Origin of the sequence: Alishewanella sp. BS5-314, from assembly GCF_025377695.1 — a bacterium.
Lineage (GTDB): Bacteria > Pseudomonadota > Gammaproteobacteria > Enterobacterales > Alteromonadaceae > Alishewanella > Alishewanella aestuarii.
On the sequence record NZ_JACEHJ010000002.1, the window covers coordinates 716,307 to 732,416 of the forward strand.

A 16,110-nucleotide genomic window follows, 5' to 3' on the forward strand; every position below is an offset into this window, starting at 1 on the left:
GTTAACGGGATAACCGCGATCACATCCGTTGTAAGCGCTCAAATTCAGCCTGCCACTGGCGCTTTTTGGCTTCCAGGCGCCGGTTCTCCAACCGGGCTTCCGGCTTAAGATGATTTAGCGCCTCGTTCAAATCGTCAATCGCTTTCGGATAATTGGCCATCTGATAGAACAGATCGGCTCGTGCCTCATAGTAACGGGCGAAATCTTCCTGCTTTTTATAGGCTTCAGCTAATAAGTCATAGGCCAGAATATTATCGTCTTTATGATACAACAAATTCCGAAGCAGATGGATGGCCAGCGGATAGCTACCGGCTTTAACCGCGACATTAGCGTAATTTAGCGTCACAACCTGGTTGTTGGGGCGCAGCAGATACTCCTGCTGTAAGCGCTCCAGCGCCTCATCAAAACGCTGTTGGCCAATTAAGATATCGGTGTAAACGTCCAGATAATAAAGATTATGCGCATCCTGTTCCATCAGAGGTTTCAGCATCTCCAGCGCGGCGGCATAGTCTTTACTGTCCAGTAAGGCAATGGCCAGGGCATAGCGGTTCGCCCGGGTATTTCCGCCCGGTTCAGCCAGCCGGCGCTTGAAAATCACCAAGGCATCCTGGGTATTGTGATGATAACGGGCTAACACCCGGGCCTGGCTTAGCGTAAAGTCCATGCTATCGGGTACAAAACGCTGTGGGAACTGCTGGGCGCGTAAGCGGGTATCGGCCACCCGTGCCTGCGACAGCGGGTGCGTTTGTAAAAATGCCAGCTGTTGGTTGGCAAAGCGGCTTTGCTCAGCCAGGCGGCCAAAAAATGCCGGTACCGCATTGGGATCAAAGCCCGCTTCTGCCAGGATCGTCATGCCGATCCGGTCTGCTTCCTGTTCATTACTGCGGGTAAAGTTAATGGCACTTTGTTGCGCTGCGCCCTGTGACGCTACCATCGCTGCCATCCCCGCCTCCGGGTTAACGGTTGCCAGCACTATGGCGCCAAGCAAACTGGCAATGGTTAACGGCGCCCGCTGATTTTGTGCTTCGACAAAGCGGGCAATATGACGCTGGGTAACGTGAGCAATTTCATGCGCCATCACCGAGGCAAATTCACTCTCGCTCTCCGCCACTGCCAGGGTGCCGGTATGAGAGGCGATATTACCACCCAGCGTAGCAAAAGCATTAATTTGACGGTTATTAACCCAGTAAAACTTAAACGGGAATTTGACATCATTAGCCCGTGCCACCAGGCGGTTACCCAATGCATTAATATATTCATCGAGCAGCGGGTCATAAACCATCGGCAGTCGGCCGCGGGTTTGCCGCATCAGGACATCACCTAGCTGCTTTTCTTTCTCCGGGGTCAGAGTGGAGAAGGCGCTACCACCGATATCCGGCAACTGACTTTGCGCCTGCGCAAAAGGGGCGTATGAGCTCAGACTGAGTAAACAAATGGCAAAAAACGTTTTTACTGCGGGGTTTTGCATAATAAGGCAACCCTTTCTCCGGAGAATGCTGCTACAAGCTGAAGCTTTGGCAATGTGACCGGCGTTAAGTTCAGTGTAATCATGGCTTCGGCAACAAAAAACCAGGGTGCATACTAACCTGCCTACTTTATCTTATTCAATCACTTGCTAGGGCGTGTTGACGTTTGCTGCTTGTTTTTGCAGCCAAACGCTGCCCGAAGGGTTCGCGCTGGCGACACTTTGCTCTTTGTGGCCTGCATGGATGCAGGTCAGGGGCGAGAGCAGGACGCGGTAGCTTCACTCGTCACTTATTTAGAATGACTAAACTGCGTTCCTCGTTTCGCGACCAAAGTGCCGCCAGTGCGAACAAAATCTAAGCAGCAAACGTCAACACGCCCCAGGCGGCTAACGAATTTTATTACTAGTGCTGGTGGTTGGAACGCAAAATGGCTGCGTTGAATTGTTAATACTGAGCGATGTATTCTTAGCGGAACTTGTTATACTGGCAGGCACTTAACTTACAGGTTTTGGCGATTATGCTCGACTGGCTAAAAAAGTGGTACACCAATAAGTTTTCCGATCCGCAGGTTGTGACCTTATTTCTGATCCTGGTTTTGGGTTTTCTTGGCATCTACTGGTTAAGTGGGATGCTGGCGCCAGTGCTGGTGTCCATTGCTGTTGCTTATCTGCTGGAGTGGCCGGTTTCAAAATTATGCCGCATGGGGCTTAGCCGTACTCTGAGTACATCCGTTGTGGTGCTGGGGTTTATGGGGGTACTGACATTAGTATTAATGTGGATAGTGCCGCTGGCCTGGTATCAGGGCCGGAATTTACTGAAAGACTTGCCGCAGATGATTGAGCTGGGCCGGACCTATTTGCTCGAGCTGCCAGAGTTACTGCCTGGCATGGTCAGTGATGAACAAATCCTGTTACTGATGCACTCGGTTGAAGAGCGGGTGATGACCTTTGGCCGTCAGATGCTGTCGATGTCACTGGCGTCACTGGTGAATCTGGTAGCGTTGCTGATTTATCTGGTGCTGGTGCCGGTAATGGTGTTCTTTATGTTAAAAGATAAAGCGCAGCTAATCAGCGGTTTTGTGCAGTTTCTGCCAAACGAGCGTAAGCTGATTGGCCAGGTCTGGCATGAGATGAACGTGCAGATCATGAACTATATCCGCGGCAAGATGCTGGAGATCCTGATTGTCGGCGCCGTCAGTTATCTGGTGTTTTACTTATTTGGGCTGAACTATGCGCTATTGCTGGGGATCCTGGTTGGGTTATCCGTCCTTATTCCCTATATCGGTGCTGCCGTTGTCACCCTACCGGTGGCAGTGGTGGCGCTGTTTCAGTGGGGCTTCACCGCGGAATTTGGCTATCTGATGCTGGCCTATGCCATTATTCAGGCGCTGGATGGTAATGTACTGGTGCCCTTGCTGTTCTCAGAAGTGGTCGATCTTAATCCGGTTTATATTATCGTGGCGGTGCTGTTTTTCGGCGGCTTGTTCGGCTTCTGGGGGGTATTCTTTGCTATCCCGCTGGCGTCTTTGGTCAAAGCGACGGCCAAAGCCTGGTCTGAGCGGCTGCATCCGACTGAATCTGCCGCCTGACAAGCTCCTGTCGCAGCATAAGCAGTGCGTTGGCACTGCTTATGCTCATGATGCGTTGCTAAGCCTTATCATAACCTGAGGTTTCATCACGCGACCTAGCAAAAAGTGCTTACCACGACCTGCCACGACTTACCACAAGTAATCCAGATTGATACCGGCACTGAGCTGTCTGCCAGGTGCACTTTCAAAAGCCCGGCCATTGCTCTGATTCACCACCACAGCGCCGACGTTATCACGATCAGTCAGATTCTGCAGTTGCAGCCAGCTGCGTATTTGCCATTGCCCCAGTTGCTGCGTGCTGAGCAGTGACAGATCGAAGCTAAGGCTTGCCGGGGCGAAGTCGCTGTTTTGATCATTAATCGCGATCTGATCGCGGTAACGGCTGGTCCACTCCAGAAACAGCGGCCTGGTTAACCAGGGTTGCCAGCTTAATTGCCAGTGGCTATCCAGCCGGGCGACACCGGGAATACGCTTGCCGGCAAGTTCGGCACTATCGAATTGTGCATCCAGATAGGTTAGGGCGACGTGCTGTGATAAGGCCGGTGTAAGTTGTTGCTGCCAGTAAAACTCCAGTCCCTGGCGGGCGGTCGCACCGGCGTTACGAAAGCTGGTACGGCCGTTGTCTGAGCTGGCAACCAGTAACTCATCGCTGCTGCGGATGCTAAAGGCACTAACACTAAAACGCGCTCTGCCGGCAGCATATTTGACACCGCTCTCCCACTGGCGATTTTCGCTGGCCAGCAGTGCCAGATTCAGGCCACTCCCCTCAGGTTTATATGCCAGCTCTGCCAGTGTCGGGGCTTCAAACCCCAGACCTGTGCTGATAAACCAGGACCAGGCGTCATTGAGCCGGTAATTCAGGCCCATAGCGGCCGCCTGTTGATAGTAATTTTTACGGCCACTATCATCCGGGTTAGCACCCTGAATAAAGCGGTCCCGGATCTGATAACTCAGCTCAGTATAACGCAAACCGGCATCGACACTTAGCTGAGCTGTCGCTTGCCAGTGCAAACGCCAGAACAGATCGCGATTCTCTGCCAGATTGGTTTCATCGCGGCGCAAATCACCACGTTGCCCAAAATTGTTGACGAAACCCTGGCGCTCATCATCACTACTCACCCAGGCACCACCTACAGTACTTTGCAGGGCGTCTGTAAGGTGCCAGCTATATTGACCATTCACGCCCTGATATTGCCTATCCAGTGCAATATCACCGCCAGCTGAGGTAATGGCTGCCCCGGTAAAGGCGAGGCGTTGCGTGACTTCACGCTCACCGCGCCATAGCGCCAGTTGCCAGGGGCTGTGACCGCTTTGTTGCAGTGCCAGGCTAAGCTGGCGTTGTCGGGTACTTTTCGTGGTATCGAATTGTTGTGCCTGACTCACGGTTTGTTTCGGATCGGCGCGCCACTGTGTCGGAGTGAGGCTGAGCGGATCCTGTAATAAGGGGTCGTAGGCGAAGTCCAGTCGCAGACTGGCGCTTAGCGAGTCTGAAAGCTGTGTTTGCCAGAGTCCCTGCAGTTGTTGCTTGCGGGCGGCAGAATGCGGGCGAAAGCCATCGCTTTCAAAGTGCTTTGCCGCCAGGCTAAGCTGATGCTGGCCGAGCTGTTGTCGGCCCGCTAACTGGTATTGCTGATGCTGCTGACTGACTGCCAGCGCTGTCCCGGCGCGTGCCGTGGCCTCAGTTGCGGTGCGCAAGGCAATGACCCCGCCAGCGCCATTACCATAAAGTACTGCCAGTGGCCCGCGTAACACCTCGATTTCGGCAATATTATCCAGTAACACACTGGATAATTGCCCCTGACCATCGGGCGCGGAAATTGGAATACCATCCTGTGACAAATAGATCCCGCGCACGCCAAAGGCGCTGCGACTGCCAAAACCGCGAATACTCAGCCGGGTGTCCTGCGCGAAGTTCGCCCGGCTGTCGACCTGTAAGCCCGGAATACCCTGCAGTAACTGGCCACTATCAATTAACAGGCCACTGCGGGGCAGAGCGCGGACTTCGATACTTGCTGCGGCATCCAGCCAGCGTTGCTGCTGGGCATTGGCCGTAATAACAATGACTTCAGGCGTCTGAGCCAGAGCGCCAGACGATACCGCCAGCATAATGCTGGCGGTAACAGGTTTTAGACGCGGCCCCGGCATCAGTTAGTGGCAGCCCGTAACCGTAACAGTTGGCCATTGGCCTGATCGGTTAACAGATAAACCGCGCCATCCGGCCCCTGACGGACGTCGCGGATGCGCTGCCCGATCATAATACGTTCCTCATGACTGACTTTGTCGCCATCCAGCTCTAAGCGCACCAGTTGCCCGAACCGCAGCGAGCCGACCAGCAGGTTGTTTTGCCAGCCCGGAATGGCGTCGCTTAAGTAGAACGCCATACCACTTGGTGCAATCGAGGGTGTCCATTTATGCAGTGGTTGTTCCATACCGTCTTTCTCGGTTTGGCCGATTTTGCCGCCACCGTATTCTTCACCGTAGGTAATCACCGGCCAGCCATAGTTTAGTGTTGCCCGGGCGATATTGATTTCATCGCCACCCTGAGGACCATGCTCATGGGTCCAAAGCTCGGCGGTCGTCGGATGCAGCGCTGCGCCCTGAATATTGCGATGACCATAAGACCAGATGTCATCCAACACCGCGCTGTCCTTTACATAGGGGTTATCCGCCGGGATCCGGCCATCCAGTTCCAGGCGTACTACCTTGCCGTGATGGGTATCAAAGGTCTGGGCATCATGGCGCCGGGCACCGCGATCACCTAAGGTCACGAACAGCTTACGATCCGGCGTTACCACCAGACGGCTGCCGAAATGATGCCGGCTGGCGAACTTGGGTTGGGCACTAAAGACGACTTTAACATCACTCAGGCCCGTCTCACCCAGGGTAGCAAGCGCTACAGCTGTGCTGCTGGTATTTTCGGCGCCTGGCTCGGTATAGCTAAGATAAATTTGCCGGGTGGTCGCAAAGTCCGGATGTAAAATTACATCCAGCAAACCACCCTGACCAGCGGCCAGTACGGTAGGAACACCCGTTAACGGCTTGCTCAGCTCGCCATTGGCGCTGACATAACGAAGATTGCCGTTACGTTCGGTGACCAGCATGCGACCGTCTGGTAAAAAGGCTAATCCCCACGGATGTTCCAGACCCGTTGCTACGGTATCCATTTGCAGTGTGGCCTTTTCGGTGTTCAGCTGTTGCGCCACTGCGCTTAGTGAGGTGACGAGTAAACCTAAAGAGAGTAGTGAGAGACGTAGCGTCTTGTTCATATTCAGCTCCTGTTGCGAGCAGCCAGGCTGCCAGTTGATATCGTTTCAGATACTAGCAGCAGGGTGAACTGCTGCCCAAGCAAGATCCGGTAACTTGACCCGGTTTAGCGGCGAATTAAGACTTCAGGTAGTCCAGCACCACCTGGTGATGGTTACTGGTTTTAAAATTATCAAATACCTTAGCGATGCTGCCGTCCTGATTGATCAGGAAACTGACACGATGCAGGCCATCATACTCTTTGCCCATAAATTTCTTAGGGCCCCAAACACCAAAGGCTGCGGCAACCTGATGCGTTTCATCGCCGAGCAGCAGAAAATTAAGCTGATCGCGCTGGGCAAACTTGGCAAGTTTGGCGGGGGCATCAGTGCTGATACCGACCACAGTGACACCGAGCGCCTGTAGTTCGGCGTTGCTGTCGCGCAGCGCACAAGCTTGTACTGTGCAACCTGGGGTCATCGCTTTCGGGTAAAAATACAGTAACACTCTGCTTTGTTGCAGTAAGGCTGACAGCTTGGTTGGTTGTTGCTGTTGATCGGGCAGAGTAAAATCTGGCGCCTGCTGGCCGGCAGTCAGTGTTTGCATAATGTATCCTTATTGTTGGGCCTGAAAGTGTCCACTCAGGCCAAGTTGTTGCATTAAACCGGTTAATTCTGTCGCGATAATGCTGGCGTTCACGCCTTCGGGTAGTTCCAGCGTCATCTGGGTGTGCATCATTATTTTATCTTGCTCGGTAAAGGTTTCAGATTGCAGTGAGCCGATATAAATATTGTGGCTGGCCAGCAAACCGGTAATGGCGCCGAGTGTACCAACCCGATCTGGCCCGCTGTAGTCCAACACGTAATGCGCCACCACCTGGGTGCGCGGACGGCCAGTTGTACGTTTGGTCATGGTAGTCAGATCAAGCTCTAAACCCAGAGCGGGTAATAAATGCTCAATGCGGCTGATGGCGGCCAGATCGCCGGCCAGTAGCATAATAAAGGTAAACTCACTACCAAAGATCGCCATCCGGCTATCAATAATATTGCAGTTACATTCGGTAACCAGTCGCGCCAGTTTACTGACAATGCCGGTGCGGTCTGGGCCAATGGCGGTCACAACCAGTTGTTGGGGCATAGTTTTCCTATGGTGTCGCTGGAAATAAAGGTGTCGCAGTTTAGCATAGTGTCATCTAAAGTCACTGCTCGAAGCGGCAATGCAAGCCGGTAAACAGTCTCCTTGTGTTTCCGGGGTTCTGTCTTTAACATAGGCGGCCGTAAATTTATTCGTGGAGCCAGCTTAAGATGTTCAGAGGTAGTTTCGTTGCACTGATTACCCCCATGACCGCACAGGGGCAGGTAGATTATGACAGTTTACACACACTGGTCGATTTTCACCTGAAGCAGGGTAGCGATGGTCTGGTCATTATGGGAACCACAGGTGAAGCCGCGACGCTGAGTCTGACAGAGCAGCATGCGGCATTAAAGCAGGTGTGTCAGCAGGTTGCCGGACGGATCCCGGTGTTGGTCGGAAACGGCGCTATGTCGACTGCTGAGGCGGTTGAGAAAACCCGGTTTTTCGCTGATCTACCGATAGACGGTTATCTTACTGTTACGCCTTTTTATAATAAGCCAACCCAAAAAGGCATGCTGGCGCATTTTCAGGCGGTAGCTGCGGCTACTGATAAAGCGATTTTCTTATATAACGTGCCAGGGCGGACCGGTGTCGACTTGAAAGCCGAAACGGTTGCCGAGCTGGCGAAGGTGCCTAATATCGTCGGCATTAAAGAAGCAACGGGCTCGCTGGCCCGTTTGGCTGAGTTGCAGGCCTTGTGTCCTGCCGACTTTTTGTTGTTCAGCGGTGATGATGCCAGTTTCGCCGAATTTATGTTACAAGGTGGTCATGGCGTGATTTCGGTGACTGCCAATGTCGCACCGGCGGCCATGGCAGCAATTTGCCGTGCTGCGGCGCAGGGTGATGCCGCAACGGCTAAAGCACTGGATAGCCGGCTGCAGGCGTTACATCGCGATCTTTTTATCGAATCCAACCCGATCCCAACCAAGTGGGCTTTGCTGCAGATGGGGCTGATCCAGTCAGATTTTCTGCGCTTGCCGTTGACGCAGTTGGAACCAATTTATCAAAGTATAATCGAACAGGCATTACAACAAGCCGGTATTGAGAAGCAGGAGTAGTATAGGTGCAAAAGTGGGCTAAAGGATGTGTGGCGGTCAGCGTGCTGTTAGGTGGCTGCGCCTTTTTTGACAAAGAAACAACAGAAACCCCAAGTACCTCGCAGGTTAATTTGCGTATTCCTGAAGGTTTAGCCAAACCGAATCAGCCTGCTGCTTTTGATATCCCTGCGGTGGCACCGGTATCGGGTCAGATCGCTAACAAGAAACCACCTACCTTGATCCTGGCTACCGCCAGTAGCAGCCGGTTGGAAGAGGAAGAAAAACTGTCGCGGGTGTGGTTCGAACGTAACGATCTTACCGGCGATTTATTGCCCTTTATTCAGCAACAGTTACGGGATTTTTTCGCGGCACAACAGGTTGAGTTGACCCAACTTGACGATGCCGGCTTACGCTATGAAACCGGCTGGATCCAACGTTCACGTAGCTCAGGCTTCTGGTTATGGAAGAGTGAGAATCCGGTTGATCAGGTTCGCTACCAAATTGAGTTGGCGCCGCGGCCACATGGCCGCTCATTGAGCATGACCTCGACATTACTGGAACATCAATATTTTGTCGCCGGTGAACAACTCAGCGTTCAGGACGCCAAGGCTAACGAAGTGAACGTATTAAACCGCATTATTAACCAGGTTGCGATTGCCGAAGTGCAAGCGGCCCGTGAGCAACGTCTGGCCGTAGCGGAAGTATCGCTGGAGCCGGGATTGGACCAGGCGGGTAACCCGGCGCTGATCACACGCCAGCCAACAGATGTGACCTGGTCACAGCTGGAGTTGTTATTCCCGGAATTAAACCTGACGGTAACGGATTTTGACCGCTCGGTGCTGACTTATTATGTCAGCTATACCAAACCAACACGCGGCATCTGGCGCACTATTACCTTCCGGGATGCGCCGCTGAGCCTGCCGCTGGAGGATGGTGAATATCAGTTAGTGCTGAGTCGCCACAACGGCACAGGTACGGCGATTTCCTGGCAGGACAAGAGTGGCGAGCCACTGCCGCCGGCACTGGTTTCTGCGTTGTATGAACCTATGGTGGCGGCAATCCGCGCTGCCGGCTTAGAATTCTAAGCTGCGGTGAAAAAGTCATTTGCGAACAGGCCAAAGCCCATTATACTTTGCGCCTGATTTTCAGTGCCCGCCGTCCGGAGTAAAAAATGGTTCAAAAGACAACAGAGCTGTACCGTGGAAAAGCCAAGACTGTGTATCACACCACCGATGAGAATCTGCTGGTATTACACTTTCGCAACGATACCTCAGCCTTTGATGGTGAGCGTATTGAGCAGCTCGATCGCAAAGGCATGATCAACAATAAGTTTAACTTCTTTATCATGCAAAAGCTGGAGCAGGCCGGGATCCCGACGCAAGCCGAGCAGTTACTGAGTGACGATGAAGTACTGGTAAAAAAATTAACGATGATTCCGGTAGAGTGCGTGATCCGCAATTATGCTGCCGGCTCTCTGGTGCGTCGTCTGGGTGTCAGCGAAGGCCAGCAGTTAACGCCACCGACTTTTGAGCTGTTTTTAAAGAACGACGCGCTGCACGACCCTATGGTCAATGAGTCACTGGCGCTGTCCTTCGGCTGGGCCACGGCGGAACAACTGGCAGAAATGAAGCGTCTGACCTACAAAGCTAACGAAGTATTATCTGCGATGTTTGATGCGGCCGGTATGCTGCTGGTTGACTTTAAACTGGAATTTGGTTTGTTTAAGGGCCAAATCGTGCTGGGTGATGAGTTCTCGCCAGACGGTTGCCGGCTGTGGGATAAAGCAACCCGTAAAAAACTGGATAAAGATCGCTTCCGCCAGGGCCTTGGCGGCGTAGTTGAAGCCTACGAGGAAGTGGCGCAACGCTTAGGCGTAAATCTCGGGTAATACCGTCAGAATAAAGCCACCGTCAGGTGGCTTTATTTTAGCTAGTCGGTAACAACGTTGCTGAAGTAAAGAAAACAGGAGTGTGCATGGTGCAGAAAATTTGGTGTGTGCTGTTAAGCAGTTGGTTGCTGTTCAGCAGCGCTGTAATGGCTAAGCCTGAGCTGTATCAGGCTGAAGTGAGTGCCGAGCAAACTCAGCAACAATGGCAACGGGAAGCACTGACGCAGATCCTGGTGCGGGTCACTGGTAACCCGGATATTATGCAGCGTGCCGAGCTACGGACCGAATTAAACAATGCCAGCAGCTATGTTAAGCAATTTGAAGCAGTCAGAGGCGAAGCCGGCAACAGGGTGCGGGTCCTGTTGGATGCCGAGCGGATCCGGACTTTGCTGCAGCAACTTCAGATCCCGATCTGGGGCGGTCAGCGGCCGGAAATGTTGTTCTGGATCGTTGAGCAAGCCGGCAGCGAGCGCCGCTTTGTACGGCAGAGTGATGACCTCTGGCTGCAAGCCCTGACCCAGGTGATGGCTGAACAGGCGCTACCTTTAACCTTGCCGCTTTATGATATCGATGACTTATTAAACCTAACCGAGAATGACGTCTGGGGCGGCTTCTGGGAGCCGATTTTACTGGCCAGCAGTCGTTATCGGGTCAATGAAGTGGTGCTGTTATTACTGGAGCAGAGCAGCGATACCGAGTGGCGCCTGACAGCGATCCGTCAGCAGGCCGGCCAGCAACAGCGCGATGAGCTAACCGGCACCGATCAACAGAGCTTACTGCGTGACTATGCTGCCTTGCTCAGTCAGCAGTTGGCGCGGCAATATGCCATTTTATTGGATCCGGCGGCCGAGCAGCAGGTGCGGATCCAGGTGCAGGGTACCAGCAGTTTGCGGGATGTGGTACTGCTGGAACGGACCTTGGCTGCAACCCTGGGCATTAAGCAGGTAAAGCTGCTCAGTCAGGGCCAGCAACAAACCGAGCTGCAGTTGACGATTCAGGTATCACCAGCGCAATTACTGCAACTGCTTAACTTTGAACCCAGCCTGCAGCTGTTAACTGACAATAGTGCGCCGCCAGCTTTTGACTGGGCTAACCCGGCGCCGGTGGTTACAGATGCGCCCCTGGCCGTTTATCAGCTAACCCGTCCCTGAATGCAGCCATTGCAGTTTACGCTGGCGGTGACGCTGCCAGAGGATGAAACCCTGGATAGCTTTTATGCGGCGGCAGAGAGCCCGGCGGTCAATTTTTTAAAGCATTACCTGCGCCAACCCGCTGGCCAGGCACCGGTCTATCTGTTCGGTGCCAGCGGCAGCGGCAAATCGCATTTACTGTACGCCGCTTGTGTGCAGGCGCAGGAGCAGGGCCTCACCAGTCAATTACTGACATTAGAGAATATGGCAGAGCTCAGTCCCCGGCTGCTGGATAATCTGGAGCAGTTGGATTTGGTCTGTTTGGATAATATCCAGGCCATTGCCGGCGAGCTGCACTGGCAAGTGGCAATTTTTGATCTCTACAACCGCCTGGTCGAGCAGGGCAAAGCCCTGATCATTGTCGGTAATCAGGCACCACAACAGCTGGGTATTACCTTGCCGGATCTGGTATCGCGCTTACATGCCTGTACCAGCTTTCAGTTGCGGTTATTAAGTGATGACGATAAACAGAAACTGCTGCAACAAAAAGCCCGCTTGCGCGGTATTGAGTTGCCGGATGAAGCGGCGCGTTATCTGCTGAACCATCATGATCGGGATATCCGCTCATTGGTCAGTATCCTGGATCGGCTGGATAAAGCTTCCATCGTGCATCAGCGTAAACTGACCATCCCCTTTATCCGCGAAACCCTGCAAGCTGGTTAAACGCCGTTTTACTGAAAAAGTCCAAAAAAATCCTTAACGTGCACTGCGTGCCGGCTGCTTTTTATTGTATGATTAGCGGCTTTGAAATTGATCAATCCTGGTGACACTGAGGATAACCATGAACCTGTCAGCGATATTACAAGAAGCGCTGGCCGCAGTAGCTGCGGCTAACGATATTCCGGCTCTGGAAGAGGTTCGCGTAACCTTTATGGGCAAAAAAGGCAGCATTACTGAGCTGCTGAAATCTTTAGGCGCGATGGATCCGGAAGCGCGTAAGCTGGCCGGCCAGCATATTAACGAGTTAAAGCAACAGGTTCAGGACGCGCTGAATGAGAAGCGTGATGCGCTGCAGCAAGCCCAATTACTGGCCAAGCTGGCACAGGAAAAAATTGATGTTACCCTGCCAGGCCGTACTCTGGAGCAAGGTGGTCTGCATCCGGTCAGCCGCACTATAGCGCGGATCGAAAGCTTTTTCGCTGAGCTGGGTTTTGAAACCAAGCAGGGCCCGGAAATTGAAGATGATTTCCACAACTTTGATGCGCTGAATATTCCGGAGCATCACCCGGCACGGGCCGATCACGATACCTTTTATTTTAATCCGAAGCTGATGTTGCGCACCCAGACCTCGGGTGTACAGATCCGTACTATGGAGCAGCAACAGCCACCACTGCGGATTATTTCACCCGGCCGCGTGTATCGTAACGATTACGACATGACTCACACCCCGATGTTCCACCAGGTGGAAGGTTTGATGGTGGATAAAAATGTCAGCTTTACCGAGCTCAAAGGTATCCTGCATGACTTTTTACATAACTTCTTCGAAGAAGACTTAAAAATCCGTTTCCGGCCGTCGTTCTTCCCCTTTACTGAGCCATCCGCCGAAGTGGATGTGATGGGTAAGAATGGCAAATGGCTGGAGGTATTGGGCTGCGGTATGGTGCACCCGAATGTGTTGCGCTCGGTCGGCATCGACCCTGAAGTGTATAGCGGTTTTGCCTTTGGTATGGGTGTAGAGCGGCTGACGATGTTGCGCTACGGTGTGACCGATCTGCGCGCCTTCTTCGAAAATGATGTTCGTTTCTTAAAGCAGTTCAGATAAGCGGAGTAGCAAGCAATGAAATTTAGTGAATCCTGGTTACGGGAATGGGTGAATCCGGCACTGGATAGCACAGCCTTATCTGAACAGTTGTCGATGGCCGGTCTGGAAGTGGACGGCATGGACAAGGTTGCTGGTGATTTCCACGGTGTGGTAGTGGGCGAAGTCGTCGAGTGTGGTAAGCATCCGGAAGCGGATAAACTGCAGGTAACTAAAGTGAATATCGGTGGCGCCGAGCTGCTGGATATCGTCTGCGGTGCTAGAAACTGCCGTCTTGGTCTTAAAGTGGCTGTTGCTACCGTTGGTGCCGTGTTACCGGGTAACTTTGAAATTAAACAGGCTAAGTTACGCGGTCAGCCATCGCATGGCATGCTGTGTTCGTTCTCTGAGCTTGGCATGGCGGATGATTCAGACGGCATTATTGAGTTACCGGCCGATGCGCCAATCGGTCAGGACCTGCGCCAGTATTTAGCGCTAGATGATTTGAGTATCGAAGTAGACCTAACGCCAAACCGTGCCGATTGTCTGGGCATTAAGGGGCTGGCGCGGGAAGTCGCAGTACTGAATAAACTGAGCGTCTGTGAGCCGGAAATTAGCGCGGTGCCAGCCACTATCAGTGACAGCAAAGCCATTCAGTTACTGGCACCGGCGGCCTGCCCACGTTATTTAGGCCGGGTGATCCGTAATGTTAACCTCAGTGCATTAAGTCCGCTGTGGTTAACCGAAAAACTGCGCCGCTGTGGTGTCCGCAGTATTGATCCGGTAGTGGATGTCACCAACTATGTGCTGCTGGAGCTCGGTCATCCGATGCATGCCTTTGACCTGGCGAAGCTGGACGGTGATATTCAGGTGCGCTTTGCTCACAGCGGTGAAAAACTGACGTTACTCGATGGCAACGAGGTCACGCTGCAAGACAATACCTTACTGATTGCTGACCAGCAGAAAGCACTGGCGATGGCCGGTATTTTCGGTGGCTTGTACAGTGGTGTAACGGCGGAAACGACGGATATTTTCCTGGAAAGCGCCTTCTTTGCACCGCAGCTGATTGCTGGTAAAGCACGGCAATACGGTTTGCACACCGATGCGTCACATCGTTATGAGCGCGGTGTTGATCCTGAGCTGCAACGCACGGCGATGGAGCGGGCAACGGCGCTGTTACTGCAAATTGTCGGTGGCGAAGCCGGTCCGGTGGTCGAAGCGGTGGCGCCTGAGTATTTACCACAAAAAGCCCCGATCCTGTTAACGGAAGCTAAGCTTGACCGTATTCTGGGGCATCAGATCGCGAAAACAGAAGTCAGCGATATTCTAAGCCGGCTGGGTTTAAAGGTCACTGAGACAGTGGACGGCTGGCAGGTTCTGGTACCGGGCTATCGCTTTGATATCAGTATCGCTGAAGATCTGATTGAAGAAGTGGCGCGGGTGTATGGCTATAACAATATTCCGAATGTTGCGCCGGTAGCTGCCCTGAAAATGCGCAGCTTTAAAGAAGCCGCCTTAAGTGTTGACACCATGCGCCAGCTACTGGTTGACCGTGGTTATCAGGAAGCCATCACTTATAGCTTTGTCGATCCTAAGGTCCAGCAAAGCCTGTTCCCGGGCGTAGATGCGTTGGTATTGCCCAACCCGATTTCAGCCGATATGTCGGCAATGCGGCTTAACCTGTGGCCAGGTTTACTGCAGGCCGTGCAATATAACCAAAGCCGGCAGCAAAACCGTTTACGCTTATTTGAATATGGCCTGAAGTTTATTCCTGATGCGACAGCAGAAGGTGGTGTGCGTCAGGTACCGGTGATTGGCGGTGTGATTGTCGGTTCACTGGCCAATGAGCACTGGAGTATTGCTGAGCGGCCAGTAGACTTCTTTGATATCAAAGGCGATGTAGAAGCCTTATTGGGCTTACTGTCAGCCAATGAGCAGGTACGCTTTAGTGCCGCTGAGCACAGTGCACTGCATCCGGGGCAAACCGCGCAAGTGTGGGTCAATGATCAGGCGGCAGGTTATCTGGGGGCCTTACATCCGGAAGCCGAGCGCAAGCTGGGGATCAAAGGCAAAGCCTATCTGTTTGAATTAGAACTGGCTGCACTTGGCGAGCGGCATATAGTACAGGCGCAGGAGCTGTCGAAGTATCCGGCGAACCGTCGCGATCTGGCGATTGTCGTGAAATCTGATGTGCATTTTGCCGATATTGTTGCTAGTATAAAAAAAGTTGGCGTAAATCAGTTAGTTGACCTAAAATTGTTTGACGTATACACCGGTCAGGGTGTCGCAGACGGCTTTAAGTCACTGGCGATCGCGCTGACCTTGCAGGATAAGGCGCGTACCCTTGAGGATAAAGATATCCAACAAGTGGTAAATCAAGTGGTTAGCGTGCTTAAAGATGATTTCGACGCAACGTTGAGGGATTAAAGATGGCGCTTACCAAAGCTGATTTAGCAGAACGTCTGTTTACCAAATTTGGCGTGAGCAAACGCGATGCCAAGCTGATAGTGGAAGCTTTTTTTGAAGAAATCCGGACGGCACTGGAGTCGGGCGAACAGGTTAAGCTTTCCGGCTTTGGTAATTTCGACCTGCGGGTGAAGAATGAACGACCGGGACGCAATCCGAAAACCGGTGAAGACATTCCGATCTCGGCCCGCTGCGTGGTGACTTTCCGCCCGGGACAGAAATTAAAGTCGCGGGTTGAGACAGGCACCAGTAAGAAGTAGGGCTGTATCTTCGACAGAGACGGTAGTTAGGTAACTAACTACCGTTTTTTTTTGCTTTTTTTCAAGATGATTGATCCGTTTGCACTACGGTGCTGTAAAG

Annotated in this window: 14 protein-coding genes; 9 read left to right on the top strand and 5 right to left on the bottom strand. The window is 52.7% G+C overall.

Features of this window, described 5'->3' with window-relative positions:
- Positions 1–19 precede the first annotated feature (19 nt).
- Positions 20–1,468, bottom strand: coding sequence for a M48 family metalloprotease (locus H1D31_RS07880; protein WP_261257523.1), 1,449 nt, complete (start codon positions 1,466–1,468; stop codon positions 20–22).
- 515 nt (positions 1,469–1,983) lie between these two features.
- On the opposite strand from H1D31_RS07880, the gene H1D31_RS07885 reads away from it, so the two are divergent.
- Complete coding sequence (locus tag H1D31_RS07885; RefSeq protein WP_261257525.1) at positions 1,984–3,054, top strand: AI-2E family transporter; 1,071 nt, start codon at positions 1,984–1,986, stop codon at positions 3,052–3,054.
- 129 nt (positions 3,055–3,183) lie between these two features.
- Here the strand turns inward: H1D31_RS07885 and H1D31_RS07890 are convergent, their stop codons facing one another.
- The 4 genes from H1D31_RS07890 to H1D31_RS07905 form a co-directional block, all read right to left on the bottom strand.
- Positions 3,184–5,199: a TonB-dependent receptor family protein gene (locus H1D31_RS07890; RefSeq protein ID WP_261257528.1), complete on the bottom strand. Its 2,016-nt coding sequence runs from the start codon at positions 5,197–5,199 to the stop codon at positions 3,184–3,186.
- Positions 5,199–6,320 carry a PQQ-dependent sugar dehydrogenase gene (locus tag H1D31_RS07895; protein WP_261257530.1) on the bottom strand — a complete coding sequence of 374 codons (1,122 nt, stop codon included), beginning with the start codon at positions 6,318–6,320 and terminating at the stop codon, positions 5,199–5,201. The genes H1D31_RS07890 and H1D31_RS07895 overlap by 1 nt, the downstream gene beginning before the upstream one ends.
- A gap of 115 nt (positions 6,321–6,435) precedes the next feature.
- Positions 6,436–6,903 (bottom strand): thioredoxin-dependent thiol peroxidase, encoded by a 468-nt coding sequence (gene bcp, locus H1D31_RS07900; RefSeq protein ID WP_008610454.1) that lies wholly within the window; start codon positions 6,901–6,903, stop codon positions 6,436–6,438.
- Positions 6,904–6,912: 9 nt separating this feature from the next.
- The gene (locus H1D31_RS07905) at positions 6,913–7,434 is read right to left on the bottom strand and encodes a glycine cleavage system protein R (RefSeq protein WP_008610455.1); all 522 of its coding nucleotides are present in this window, start codon (positions 7,432–7,434) and stop codon (positions 6,913–6,915) included.
- A gap of 167 nt (positions 7,435–7,601) precedes the next feature.
- Between H1D31_RS07905 and dapA the strand changes: the two genes are divergently transcribed.
- The 8 genes from dapA (at position 7,602) to ihfA (ending at position 16,010) form a co-directional block, all read left to right on the top strand.
- The gene (dapA, locus tag H1D31_RS07910) at positions 7,602–8,489 is read left to right on the top strand and encodes a 4-hydroxy-tetrahydrodipicolinate synthase (RefSeq protein WP_261257534.1); all 888 of its coding nucleotides are present in this window, start codon (positions 7,602–7,604) and stop codon (positions 8,487–8,489) included.
- A 5-nt stretch (positions 8,490–8,494) separates the two neighbouring features.
- A complete protein-coding gene (bamC, locus tag H1D31_RS07915) occupies positions 8,495–9,553 on the top strand; it encodes an outer membrane protein assembly factor BamC (RefSeq protein ID WP_261257536.1) in 1,059 nt (352 codons plus the stop codon).
- 86 nt (positions 9,554–9,639) lie between these two features.
- A complete protein-coding gene (gene purC / locus H1D31_RS07920) occupies positions 9,640–10,356 on the top strand; it encodes a phosphoribosylaminoimidazolesuccinocarboxamide synthase (protein ID WP_261257539.1) in 717 nt (238 codons plus the stop codon).
- An 86-nt stretch (positions 10,357–10,442) separates the two neighbouring features.
- On the top strand, positions 10,443–11,507 hold the full coding sequence (locus H1D31_RS07925) for a DUF2066 domain-containing protein (RefSeq protein ID WP_261257541.1): 1,065 nt from the start codon (positions 10,443–10,445) through the stop codon (positions 11,505–11,507).
- Positions 11,508–12,209: a DnaA regulatory inactivator Hda gene (hda, locus tag H1D31_RS07930; RefSeq protein WP_008951996.1), complete on the top strand. Its 702-nt coding sequence runs from the start codon at positions 11,508–11,510 to the stop codon at positions 12,207–12,209.
- Between the two features lie 118 nt (positions 12,210–12,327).
- Positions 12,328–13,308, top strand: coding sequence for a phenylalanine--tRNA ligase subunit alpha (gene pheS / locus H1D31_RS07935; protein WP_008951997.1), 981 nt, complete (start codon positions 12,328–12,330; stop codon positions 13,306–13,308).
- 15 nt (positions 13,309–13,323) lie between these two features.
- Complete coding sequence (gene pheT, locus H1D31_RS07940) at positions 13,324–15,711, top strand: phenylalanine--tRNA ligase subunit beta (protein ID WP_261257546.1); 2,388 nt, start codon at positions 13,324–13,326, stop codon at positions 15,709–15,711.
- A 2-nt stretch (positions 15,712–15,713) separates the two neighbouring features.
- On the top strand, positions 15,714–16,010 hold the full coding sequence (gene ihfA, locus H1D31_RS07945; RefSeq protein ID WP_008610466.1) for an integration host factor subunit alpha: 297 nt from the start codon (positions 15,714–15,716) through the stop codon (positions 16,008–16,010).
- Positions 16,011–16,110 lie beyond the last annotated feature (100 nt).

What these genes read in the sequence shown, in the direction of transcription:
- pheT (WP_261257546.1), top strand. Translation starts at nt 13,324, where the DNA reads ATGAAATTTAGTGAATCCTGGTTACGGGAATGGGTGAATCCGGCACTG.
- H1D31_RS07895 (WP_261257530.1), bottom strand. Translation starts at nt 6,320, where the DNA reads ATGAACAAGACGCTACGTCTCTCACTACTCTCTTTAGGTTTACTCGTC.
- bcp (WP_008610454.1), bottom strand. Translation starts at nt 6,903, where the DNA reads ATGCAAACACTGACTGCCGGCCAGCAGGCGCCAGATTTTACTCTGCCC.
- H1D31_RS07905 (WP_008610455.1), bottom strand. Translation starts at nt 7,434, where the DNA reads ATGCCCCAACAACTGGTTGTGACCGCCATTGGCCCAGACCGCACCGGC.
- dapA (WP_261257534.1), top strand. Translation starts at nt 7,602, where the DNA reads ATGTTCAGAGGTAGTTTCGTTGCACTGATTACCCCCATGACCGCACAG.
- ihfA (WP_008610466.1), top strand. Translation starts at nt 15,714, where the DNA reads ATGGCGCTTACCAAAGCTGATTTAGCAGAACGTCTGTTTACCAAATTT.
- hda (WP_008951996.1), top strand. Translation starts at nt 11,508, where the DNA reads ATGCAGCCATTGCAGTTTACGCTGGCGGTGACGCTGCCAGAGGATGAA.
- H1D31_RS07885 (WP_261257525.1), top strand. Translation starts at nt 1,984, where the DNA reads ATGCTCGACTGGCTAAAAAAGTGGTACACCAATAAGTTTTCCGATCCG.
- pheS (WP_008951997.1), top strand. Translation starts at nt 12,328, where the DNA reads ATGAACCTGTCAGCGATATTACAAGAAGCGCTGGCCGCAGTAGCTGCG.
- H1D31_RS07890 (WP_261257528.1), bottom strand. Translation starts at nt 5,199, where the DNA reads ATGCCGGGGCCGCGTCTAAAACCTGTTACCGCCAGCATTATGCTGGCG.
- H1D31_RS07880 (WP_261257523.1), bottom strand. Translation starts at nt 1,468, where the DNA reads ATGCAAAACCCCGCAGTAAAAACGTTTTTTGCCATTTGTTTACTCAGT.
- H1D31_RS07925 (WP_261257541.1), top strand. Translation starts at nt 10,443, where the DNA reads ATGGTGCAGAAAATTTGGTGTGTGCTGTTAAGCAGTTGGTTGCTGTTC.
- purC (WP_261257539.1), top strand. Translation starts at nt 9,640, where the DNA reads ATGGTTCAAAAGACAACAGAGCTGTACCGTGGAAAAGCCAAGACTGTG.